9 protein-coding genes are annotated in these 10,871 nt (G+C 52.8%); 5 read left to right on the top strand and 4 right to left on the bottom strand.

Going from position 1 to position 10,871, the window contains the following annotated elements:
* Positions 1 to 167 precede the first annotated feature (167 nt).
* From cooS to ACP5EL_RS07225, 5 genes are read left to right on the top strand one after another with little or no spacing between them, the layout of a single operon-like run.
* Entirely contained in the window at positions 168 to 2,045 is a 1,878-nt protein-coding gene (gene cooS, locus ACP5EL_RS07245; RefSeq protein WP_428401846.1) for an anaerobic carbon-monoxide dehydrogenase catalytic subunit, read from the top strand.
* 31 nt (positions 2,046 to 2,076) lie between these two features.
* Positions 2,077 to 2,592, top strand: coding sequence for a 4Fe-4S dicluster domain-containing protein (locus tag ACP5EL_RS07240; RefSeq protein WP_428401845.1), 516 nt, complete (start codon positions 2,077 to 2,079; stop codon positions 2,590 to 2,592).
* 54 nt (positions 2,593 to 2,646) lie between these two features.
* A complete protein-coding gene (fdhF, locus tag ACP5EL_RS07235) occupies positions 2,647 to 4,692 on the top strand; it encodes a formate dehydrogenase subunit alpha (protein WP_428401844.1) in 2,046 nt (681 codons plus the stop codon).
* A 4-nt stretch (positions 4,693 to 4,696) separates the two neighbouring features.
* Positions 4,697 to 5,161 (top strand): 4Fe-4S dicluster domain-containing protein, encoded by a 465-nt coding sequence (locus ACP5EL_RS07230; protein ID WP_428401843.1) that lies wholly within the window; start codon positions 4,697 to 4,699, stop codon positions 5,159 to 5,161.
* Positions 5,158 to 5,682 (top strand): hypothetical protein, encoded by a 525-nt coding sequence (locus ACP5EL_RS07225; protein ID WP_428401842.1) that lies wholly within the window; start codon positions 5,158 to 5,160, stop codon positions 5,680 to 5,682. Before ACP5EL_RS07230 ends, ACP5EL_RS07225 begins: the two co-directional genes overlap by 4 nt.
* A gap of 105 nt (positions 5,683 to 5,787) precedes the next feature.
* On the opposite strand, the gene ACP5EL_RS07220 is transcribed toward ACP5EL_RS07225, so the two are convergent.
* From ACP5EL_RS07220 to ACP5EL_RS07205, 4 genes are all read right to left on the bottom strand, one after another.
* Positions 5,788 to 6,684, bottom strand: coding sequence for a PEGA domain-containing protein (locus tag ACP5EL_RS07220; RefSeq protein WP_428401841.1), 897 nt, complete (start codon positions 6,682 to 6,684; stop codon positions 5,788 to 5,790).
* 388 nt (positions 6,685 to 7,072) lie between these two features.
* Positions 7,073 to 7,858, bottom strand: a complete 786-nt coding sequence (locus ACP5EL_RS07215) for a hypothetical protein (RefSeq protein ID WP_428401840.1) — start codon at positions 7,856 to 7,858, stop codon at positions 7,073 to 7,075.
* A 46-nt stretch (positions 7,859 to 7,904) separates the two neighbouring features.
* Positions 7,905 to 10,013 carry a hypothetical protein gene (locus ACP5EL_RS07210; RefSeq protein WP_428401839.1) on the bottom strand — a complete coding sequence of 703 codons (2,109 nt, stop codon included), beginning with the start codon at positions 10,011 to 10,013 and terminating at the stop codon, positions 7,905 to 7,907.
* A 525-nt stretch (positions 10,014 to 10,538) separates the two neighbouring features.
* Positions 10,539 to 10,871, bottom strand: a 333-nt coding sequence (locus tag ACP5EL_RS07205; RefSeq protein ID WP_428401838.1) for a hypothetical protein, incomplete at its 5' end; no start/stop codon positions are given.

Here is a 10,871-nt window from a genome sequence, read left to right as displayed (position 1 = left end):
ATTACATAAAAATTACATTAAACATCTACGATCGCAATATCTTACATCACATTTGAAAGATATGCAGCTGTAAAACTAAAATAAAAATGTGGTAAATGTTAAATAGTGGATAGTGCTAGATGCTGTCATACAACTTTAAATCTCAAAAGGTAAGTGAGGTCACTTGAATGGCGAAGAACGTATTCGAAAGGAGCATCGATCCTGCCACCCGGGCGATGCTTCTGGAAGCCGAACGGGCCGGGATCGAGACCGCCTGGGACCGCTTAGAAAAACAGCAGCCTCAGTGCGGCTTCGGCCAGCTCGGAGTCTGCTGCCGCAACTGCAACATGGGTCCCTGTAGGATCGACCCCTTCGGCGAAGGGCCTGACAGGGGGGTCTGCGGGGCCACCGCGGATATCATCGTTGCCCGAAACCTCCTGCGGATGATCGCCGCCGGGGCTGCAGCCCACTCCGATCACGCAAGAGACGCCGTCATGGCCTTCAAGCAGATGGCCGAGGGGAAGGCCAAAAGCTATCAGGTCAGAGATGAGGTGAAGCTCAACGCCCTCGCCGGCGAGTACAACATCTCCACCGAAGACCGAACCAAAGAAGATGTTGCCCTTGAGCTGGCCAACTTACTTCTCTCAGAGTTTGGAAAGCAGACCGGACCGATAACCTTCACCAGGAGAGCCCCTCCAAAGCGCCAGAAGGTCTGGGAGAGCGCCGGGATCGATCCCAGGGGAGTTGATCGAGAGATCGTCGAGTGCATGCACCGAACCCACATCGGAGTCGACAACGATCCCGTTCACATCCTCCTTCACGGCCTGAGGACGAGCATATCCGACGGCTGGGGGGGCTCCATGATCGCCACCGACGTCCAGGACGTTCTCTTCGGAACACCCACCCCGGTCGTCTCCGAGTCGAACCTGGGGGTCCTGAAGGCGGACGAGGTGAACATAATCGTCCATGGCCACGAGCCGATCCTCTCGGAGATGATCGTCGCCGCGGCCGAGGACCCCGAGATGATCGACCTCGCCAAGAAGACGGGCGCGAAAGGGATCAGCGTCGCTGGCATGTGCTGCACCGGTAACGAGGTTCTCATGCGCCACGGAGTTCCGACGGCAGGAAACTTCCTCCAGCAGGAGCTGGCGGTCATCACCGGGGCCGTCGAGGCGATGGTGGTAGATGTCCAGTGCATCATGCCCGCCCTCGGAAACCTGGCCAGCTGCTACCACACCAAGTTCATATCTACATCCCCCAAGGCTGACTTCCCCGGAACGGTTCGGATGGAGTACCACGAGGAGAGGGCCTTGGAGACGGCGAAGGAGATCGTCAAGGCCGCCGTCGAGAACTACGCGAACCGGGACTCTGGCAGGGTGAACATACCCAAAGAGAAGAGCCCGTGCATGGTCGGCTTCAGCGCCGAGGCCATTCTGGGAGCCCTGGGCGGAACGCCCCAGCCCCTCATAGACGCCATCGTTTCCGGAGCCGTCAGGGGAGTGGGGGCGGTCGTGGGCTGCAACAATGCGAAGATCCAGCACGACTATGGTCACGTCAACCTCGTCCGGGAGCTGATCAAAAACGACGTTCTGGTCGTCACCACCGGCTGCAACGCCATCGCCTGCGCCAAGGCCGGCCTCCTCCGGCCCGAGGCGGCAAAGGAGGCTGGATCGGGCCTGCGGGCCGTCTGCGAGTCCCTCGGCATCCCGCCGGTCCTCCACATGGGATCCTGCGTCGACATCAGCAGAATTCTGGTCCTGGCCGCGGCCCTGGCAAACCACCTGGGGGTCGACATCAGCGACCTTCCTGCAGCTGGCGCCGCCCCGGAGTGGATGAGCGAGAAGGCTGTCAGCATCGGAGCTTACGTCATAGCCTCCGGGGTCTACACCGTTCTGGGGACGGTGCCGCCGGTCCTGGGAAGCTCCGAGGTGACCAACCTCCTCACCAAGGGGGTTGGAGGCGTCATCGGCGCCACCTTCGCCGTGGAGCCGGATCCCTTCAAGGCCGCAAGCCTGATGATCGACCACATCGATGGGAAGAGGAAGGGGCTCGGGCTGAAGGCCTAGGTCCGATCCCCTTTTCAGGAGTTGAGATCAGATGAAAGAGATCATGGTAAGGCCTGAAAGGTGCCTGGGGTGTCGTTCCTGCGAGATCGCCTGTGCCGTCGAGCACTCCGCGACCAAGAGCCTCTTTGGGGCCGTGGCCGAGAAGCCGGTTCCAAAGAAGAGGGTCTACGTCGAGTTCGTGCCCGAGTATGCGATCTCCGTTCCCATGGTATGCCATCACTGCGAGGATGCCCCTTGCGTCTCGGTCTGTCCCACCGGCGCCCTCAGCCAGGACGAGGTCACCAGGGTGGTGACCCACAACCCCGAGGCGTGCATAGGCTGCTGGACCTGCGCGTCCGTCTGCAACTACGGCATGATCGGAAGGAACAAGGAGGCGAGGATCGCCGTCAAGTGCGACCGGTGTCCTGACCTGGATGTTCCGGCCTGCGTCGCCGCCTGCCCTACGGGAGCTCTGGGGTACAAAGAGGTGGGGGATTTCTCGGAGTCGAAGAGGGCCGAGTCCGCCCTGAAGATGGCGAGGGGGGTCATCGCCGGCACGAGCCGGTGAGATGGGGTGACTCATCGCCCTCTTTTTAAGGATCGAAGTGAGGTGACTGCCCAGATGGTCGACGAAAGTTTGGTGCCCACGGTCTGTCCTTACTGCGCCTTGGGCTGCGGATTTTATATCAAATTGAAGGAGGACGGGCGAAGGATCGAGTACATGCTCGATCATCCCACAAACGAGGGCGCACTCTGCTCCAAGGGAAATGCGGCCCTGGAGATCTTAGACCACCCCGACCGGCTTCGTCACCCTCTGCGGAGGACCGAAAACGGCTGGGTCAGGGTATCCTGGGAGGAGGCCCTGGCGGAGGTCGCGGAAGAGATTAAAAAGACGGTGAGAGACCACAGTCCAGACGCTCTCGGATTTTTGGGCTCGGCCAAGTGCACCAACGAGGAGAACTACCTCTTCCAGAAGATGGCCCGGATGCTCGGCTCGAGGAACGTGGACAGCTGCGCGAGAAGGTGCCACTCACCGACGATTCCGGCCCTTAACAGGGCTTTCGGCTCCGCTTGCATGACAAACCCGATATCCGACCTGGCAAACTCCGAATGCCTCTTCGTGATCGGCTCGAACTTCGCCGAGAACCACCCAATCGTTGCTAGATGGGTTCTTAGGGCGAAGGATCGGGGCGCTTATGTCATCGTCGCCGACCCCAGACTCACCCCCACGGCGTGGCTTGCTGACGTTCACCTCCAGATCAACCTTGGGACCGACGTTGCCCTTCTCAACGGGATGATGAACGTCATCGTCGAAGAGGGGCTTCAGGACCGCAAGTTCATCGATGAGAGGACCGTTGGCTTTGAGGATCTGGCCGAGAAGGTTCTGGAGTATACCCCGGAGACGGTCTCCGAGATCACGGGAGTTTCTCCTGGGGCCATAGTCGGGGCGGCAAGAGCCTACGCCCAATCCTCTAAATCGGCGATCCTCTACTCAATGGGGATCACCCAGCACTCTCACGGCACAAATAACGTCGCGGCCTGCGCCGATCTCGCCCTGATCTGCGGTCAGCTGGGAAGGACGGGTGCAGGTCTCTATCCCCTTAGGGGCCAAAACAACGTCCAGGGGGCCTGCGACATGGGGGTCCTCGCCGACTTCTACCCCGGTTCAAGGTCGGTCAACGACATCGATGCGGTCCACTTTCTTGAGGAGGTCTGGAGCGCTGACTTCCTTCCCGTGGGAATGGGGATGACCGCCGAGACGATGCCGGTGGCTGCGGGAGACGGCGATCTGCGCTTCCTCTACGTAATGGGAGAAGACGTGGTCAACTCAGATTCCAGCTCGTCTCGAGGGAGAAAAGAGCTTGAGAACCTGGACTTCATGGTGGTCCAGGAGATCTTCATGACAGATACCGCCGATATGGCGGACCTCGTCCTCCCGGCGGCGGCCTGGGCTGAGAAGGATGGATCTTTCACAAGCTCGGAGCGACGTGTCCAGTGGGTTTCTCGGGCCATTGATCCTCCAGGAGAGGCCCGATCCGATCTCTGGACGATCCTGGAGGTGGCGAAGCGACTGGGCCTCGGATTCGATTATGCAGGCCCCGAAGAAGTTCTGGCCGAGATCGGCAGAGTCGTTCCAAGCTACGCTGGCATCAGCCGAGAGAGGGCAGAGGCCAGGGGCGGGGTCATTTGGCCATGCCCGCGCCCGAACCATCCCGGAACTCCCATCCTCCACCAGGAGGAGTTCTCAGCTCCCGCGGGGAGGGCCAGGATCGTGTCGGTCGACTATCACCCCCCTGCCGAAGAGAGCAGCCTCGACTACCCGCTACTCCTCACGACGGGCAGGGTGGCCCTCCACTATAACGCTGGTTCGATGACTCGAAGGAGCTTCTCCCTTATGAGAAGGGCTCCGGAGCTCTTCGTCGAGGTGAACCCCGACGACGCCGACCGTTGGAGCATCATCGATGGAGATCTGGTGGAGGTGAACACCCGGCGGGGCAGGGCCTGGGCGAGGGCCCGAGTCACGACCCGGCAGGAGAGGGGCGTCTTGTTCATGCCCTTCCACTTCCCGGATACGAACCGGCTCACCAGTGACGTCATCGACCCGGAGTCTAGGATACCGGAGTTCAAAGTCGCAGCCTGCCGGATCGGCAAAATGAAGGGGGTGTGATGGATTGGAGATTTACGTTGATCTAGAAAGGTGCATTTTCTGCCACGCCTGCGAGGTGGCGTGCGAGAGGGAGCACGGAGAGTCGAGGATATCGGTGGAGGCGGTGAAGGACCGAGCCTCGGTTCCCGTCTCCTGTCACCACTGCGAGGTCGCCCCATGTGCCATCGTCTGTCCCTGCGGGGCGCTCTTCCAGGAGGGGACCCAGGTGGCCTTCGATGCCGCAAAGTGCACCCGTTGCGGCCTCTGTCTTCTCGCCTGCCCCTTCGGAGCCGTGGAGGCCGACCCCACCTCCATGGTCCAGAAGTGCGACCTCTGCCCCGAATGGGACGTTCCGCCTTGCGTCCTCACCTGTCCTACCGAGGCCCTGATCTTCGGGGACCGGGACGATGGGACGAAGGAGATGAGAAGGAGGACGGCATCGAGGATCGCCCGATCCTATGCCGCCGCCGTGGGGAGGGAGAGGGCGTGACCGATCTAGATGCTGAACCGGGCCCGGGCCGAGGTCCAGGCCGGGATTCAGGCCTTGGCCCGGGACCCTGGCGCGTCCTCCTCGTCGACGAGGAGAAGTGCATCGGCTGTCGGGCCTGCTCCAACCTCTGGCCCGAGATATCCTGCGCTCTCACCATCTCGGAGGCGGGGCCGGAGCGGACGATAAAGTTCCCCACGGCCTTCGAGGAGTTCGAGGCGAGGATAGCCGAGTCTCTGGCGGAGGTCTGCCCTACGGGGGCGATCTCGGCCGTCCTCTCCGACGAGCTGCCGGAGGAGGAGAGCTTCGCCCTCACCTTCCAGCTGGCCCGGTGCAGGAGGTGCCGAACGCCCTTCGCCACCAAAGAGGAGATGAGCTACATCCGGGATCGGCTACCCGAGGAGATCCAGGCGAGGAGCTCCGGCGAGTCGTGGATGGAGCTATGTCCCAGCTGCCGCCGATCCGCCGAGCGGGACGCAGTTTCGCGGGAGCTGATCGTCGTCAGGAGCTGGGCGGGGAGGTGAAACCAGGCTAGAAAAAGGGCAGAGGTGAAGGGGGATAGGAGGCAAGTGAGCTTGTCTTCCCCTCTTCTCAACCGATCAAGACCCCCCCTCGCATCTCAGTCGTCATTATTTCGGATGGAAGAGGCCAAATCCTTTAAGTTCGCATTCATATTCCTGCTCTGTTCCGGCGTTGATACAGACCTCACCGTCTTTTCCTTCTCCCAGCACCTCGTAGTCTTTATACCCCTTTTTCTTGATGGTAATCTTGTGGAGGCCTCTTGGCAGCATCAGCCCGTTTGGCGTAACCAGGCGGGTGTCGCGTTCGTCCACGAAGATCTTGGCACCGGCGGGTTTGCTCTTGAGCTTGACGTTTCCTGTGAAGAGTATAGATCTGAGTAGCTCGTAGAGGCAGATTATGGCGGGTGGGACCAAAAGCAGGGTCGTCTCGAATACACCTATTGAAACTAAATTAAAGAAATTTTCCCAGTTTAGTTCTACAAGGGGAGGGAAATCTACTGTTATGCCTGCTGAGAATCCCCAGATGGAGAGGGCGACGATCACCCCGTACAGCACGAGGAAATATTGGAGGATCTTGGTGTGTACGTAGTGGTATTTGTCCTCTTTGCCGTCCCGCCCCCGCCTGGCGCTGATCACATTCCGGGGTATTGCCGTATAAAATGCGGCGATTATCGCAAGAATGGTGGCGAAGATCTCGGCCATCTTGCCGTAGTAGTTCGCCAGCCAGCTTTGAGTATCGAAAGCATCGAGGCTGTTTATTTTCAGGATTACAGCGTCCAGGGATAGCAGAACGACGAGCATGAAGATCGAGTTTATGATCCACAACTTCGATACCGTTACAAGCTTAATCGAGTTGCTTATGTTCGATAGCAGTCCGGTCCTGGTCCTCTTCGAGCTGGAGGTCAATTCCTGCCCGAAGCACGCTTCTGTGAAGTATACGACAACGAAGAAGACGACCAGGTATACGTAGATCTCAAAAAGGCTCAGAGATTCAAGGTACACCATAAGTTCGTCGGATTTATAAAATGAAGATATGTAGTCATAACCATAAAAATAAGTCAGGAGATAGATAGCAGTAATCACTAAAATAAGTATTAACAAAATAAATTCATCGATATAAGTGGAATTTGAGTGATCTAATGGTCTCGCCACATATTTTTCATATATATTATGTAAGTATTCTCTGATAATGCCGATTACACATAGAATTAGTATAATCGCCATGTAAAAGAATATCGGCACAGTCGGGTGGCTAGAGGGAAGATAAATATATGAATAATTCTTGTTACCTAGTAATATTTTTACATGAGTCTTATTTACAACGCCACCTCTGGGATCTTCCACCGAAACGTAAAATGCGCATTTTCTCTCGAATTTCAAATGGTCATTTAGATTATATATAATTCGACGCATTTATCCTGAGTTCAGTAATATTACGATCTTCGGATTCGTCAGTGACATCCTCATATCGCCAGATGTAAGTTAAATTTTCGTTTTCCCTGTCCGATGCATTAATGCAAAGTGTTACATTAAATGGTTCATTCGTTCTCTTGATAGCGATCAATGTATCTTGATTCTGTGATTTTGGCGGTAGATACAACATAGATTCTTCTATCGACACATTTGTAGTATGTAATTCAGGATCCGCATTTACTATTATTAAAGTAGAGTCATGTGTTATATTTAATTGTCCATGCCATCCTTTATAATCCCACCTCCAATAACGAAAATCAATTGTAGTAGTATTTAACGAATGATTTTTTGTACATACTGGCGGCTCTCCAAGAGTATCAAGAGCATTACATGAGATCGTTGCGATATAGCTACAATTTGCGTAGTCGTTTTTATTTAAATCACAACTATAGATAAATTTATTCAAGTTTTTATCAAAAGTATATCCTCTCGATATATTTATGTCAGATATATCACTGAAGCAGCACGGTATTTTAATTTCACCAACTATATTGAAAACGCTAGTATCTGGATTGCACATGGAATAGTTGACTTTAACTGAATCATCCCCATGTAAACTATTATTACCATATACGTCTGTGGATATATTCATATATAAATGACGATTTTTAGCGCTAAAAGGATAATACTCTTTCGTCGCAGTTATAACACTTATTAATACTAATAATATTGCTACTATGCCCATTATTTTGTATGCCTTGAGCACTTTGCATCCTCCTTGTATGATACTTTATACTTTGTACTTATATGTGCTAAGATATCTCGGTGGGGCGTACCTTATAGGAACAAAATATATCATTCTTATTATCAAACCATTTAACATTTTGGCAATTTTTACGGGCGATGCCATATGAAGTTGTAACATTGCATCCAATTGTATTTTCACAAATGAATACATTTGTGCAATTAGTCAAGTTAATTCCAATGACGCCAGAAATTTTGAAAACCTGTATATTATTATATGAAATGTTAACATTCTTTACGCTATGTGCTGTTTTCCCATGTAAATATATCCCCTCGTCTTTGCCATTTAATATAGAATTATTTGTTATATTTATTATATTCACGTCATTATATACACAGATATTATGTGACACATTTCTCCCATCAAGTATAAATCCGCTTATTGTTACATCACCGGATTTGATGATAATGGGTTCAACATCTCCATATATTGTGGGCCTAACATCGTCATTCCCCTTCAAAGTAAGTGGCTTATCTATCACCAGATCCTCAGTATAATTCCCCTCCATCACCGTAATGTTACCTCCCGGCAGAAGATCCCTGATCGCATCGCCGATGTTTTCATAATCCACATCGAACGCTCCAGCCTCACACAGGCTGGTGCCGTTTTCGTATACGCATACGTTATCGGGTCTGGTGATCGAGACGTTCCCGGTGGAATTGTTCTTGTTTTGGCCGATGTCCCAGCAGGTTATGCTCCAACTGTAGGTTCTATTCTGTGGGAAACTGCAGTTGAACGTTTGGGTGATATTGTTTTCCGGACTCTCATGTGAACGGTTACCGTAGGGGAGGCCATCTGCGTAAAGGTAGAGTACGCACCTTTTCAGACCGAGATCGTCCGTTGGCGTGTATTCGAACTGTATGGTCTGGTTCACGTAATGTTCGCCCCCATCTACGACTCTGGCGGTTACGGTGAGAGGCTCGTCTTTCTGGATGGTTATATGGTGCAGCTGAGGATCGTTTGGTGCGCCCTCTTTGTCATAGCAGATGACCGTCCAGCTGTAATTGCCGGGTCTGTCGAAGGTCCAGTTGAAGGAGGCGTCTGCCACCCCCTTCCTCGGGCTCTCGTTCACCATCTCCTTTATCGAGCTTTCGTTGATGAAGATTGAGAGGGTGCAGTTTTCGAACTCCTCGCCGTCCGGGTCGTCCTGGGTGTACACGAAATGGACCGTTTTGTTATGGGAGGTATAATTGTCCTCTGGATATTCTAGATCGACGATTGGAGGCTGGTTCTTCAGAATCGTGATATTCCAGCTCTGGGGGGATCTGACGCAATTATTGGAATCGTCGCAGCATTCTACGTGTGCGGTGTAATTGCCGGACTTATCGCAGTGGTAGCTGAAGGTATTAGCGGTCCCATTCTCAGGCGTGCAATTAACGTCGTCCACAGTCCCATTGATATACAGAGTACAGTTTTTGAGTTTGTTGTCTGAGGGGGTGTAGGTCAGACTCATATTCATCCCTTCATAGCCCTGTCGAGGTCCGGGAGAGGAGAGCTCCACCGTCGGAGGTGGGTCCATTATCGATATCGTCCTATTAGCCGACTGCCAGCGTTTCCATTTGGAGGTGCTATTGTAGCAGACGATGCTCCAGTTGTAACTCCCGGTGTCATTGAATCGGTATTGAAGGGTGTATTTGGTGCCATTGATCGGGCTCTCATTTTTTTGATCTGTCTCCTCATCTCCTATCATGAGGGTGCAGTAATCGAGTTCGTTATCGTAGATCGGTGTATAATTGAAGCCCACCCTGTCCCCCACATAATAGGTGGCTGTATCATTGGGCGAGTGGATTACTACCTCTGGAAATTCTTCGCAAGGGCCGATATGCAGGTCGTCGATCCACCCGAATTGAGATTCAGACTCGGCACTCGTTTTGGAAAAAGACCACTCAAGTTTATGAGTTCCAGTACTTAGAGGACACGTATAATTTTTCCATTTGTCATAATTTTGGTCGATTTCCTTTATATCCGTTTTGTATTTTCCATCGACGTAAAATATCAAATGGCCGCGATCTGTCGACAGCTTCCACCAGAAGCTGACATTAGTTGGGCCGTCCTCAACTATTACTTCTCTACATATTTTGCTCGTACCTGCTGTGAAGTTCTTACCCGACCTCAAAGATCCGCCGCTATCGTACCCCTGGTGGCCATCGACCTCCCATTCACAATTTACATCGCAAAGCTCGCCCATTGGTCATCGGTTAAGAGAAGAATCGCAATGAGGCAGCGATCTCAGTAGCAAGTTCGGTGAGATTGGCTCGGTCAAAGAGGCTACAGCAAGTCAGTCTTGAAATCGGATCACATCTAGGTAACGCATAATTCGTGTGAAAATGGCGAGATTGTGTAGCTTAAACTCCTTAACCGATGACCCATGAAAGCTCGCCTGTAGTGCAATCTATCCATCCATCTCCCAGCTCTCCATTCTCAAAATCGAAGCACTGGCCCTGAGCTGAGAGCACAAATACAAATAAGATTGCTGAGATGAGCAGGGCCAAATCAATGAGATCTCGCCTCAAGAGGCTCGAAGCTGTTGTAGTGTTTGTCATCCATCCACTGAAATAGTTCGACATCAGCCACTCATCTCCTTAATTCAGACCATCTGATGCTATCGCTTTTTTGTGACGAAAGCACCCTGACCTCCGGATTACTTAGGATATGAAGCATATAAATCATTTTCGCTAATCCAAGGGAGAACCCTCGCCTGACCGTGTTCAAAGCAATATCTATTGTTAAGCATATAATATGAGGTAAAAAAACCATAATTAAAAAACGGCAGAATCGATCGGCTATTTCTCGAAATCTCCTCTTTTTTCCGGTTAGAATGCCGATGCCATAAAAAATTAGTTTTGGATACCCTCATTATAGAAATTCCAGCTACAAGCCAGGACTCGCCTAAAACTTCAACTGGTACTCTCTTCCTCTTCCTCCTTCTTCTTCGGATCTTCCGGATCGGGCCAGACGTAGCAGAGGTCCTTCG

Source organism: Methanocrinis sp. (assembly GCF_049974945.1).
Taxonomy (GTDB): domain Archaea; phylum Halobacteriota; class Methanosarcinia; order Methanotrichales; family Methanotrichaceae; genus Methanocrinis.
The sequence above is the reverse complement of the archived record's forward strand: the minus strand, read 5'-3'. Positions and strand labels throughout refer to the sequence as shown.

What these genes read in the sequence shown, in the direction of transcription:
- cooS (WP_428401846.1), top strand. Translation starts at nt 168, where the DNA reads ATGGCGAAGAACGTATTCGAAAGGAGCATCGATCCTGCCACCCGGGCG.
- ACP5EL_RS07240 (WP_428401845.1), top strand. Translation starts at nt 2,077, where the DNA reads ATGAAAGAGATCATGGTAAGGCCTGAAAGGTGCCTGGGGTGTCGTTCC.
- fdhF (WP_428401844.1), top strand. Translation starts at nt 2,647, where the DNA reads ATGGTCGACGAAAGTTTGGTGCCCACGGTCTGTCCTTACTGCGCCTTG.
- ACP5EL_RS07220 (WP_428401841.1), bottom strand. Translation starts at nt 6,684, where the DNA reads ATGGTGTACCTTGAATCTCTGAGCCTTTTTGAGATCTACGTATACCTG.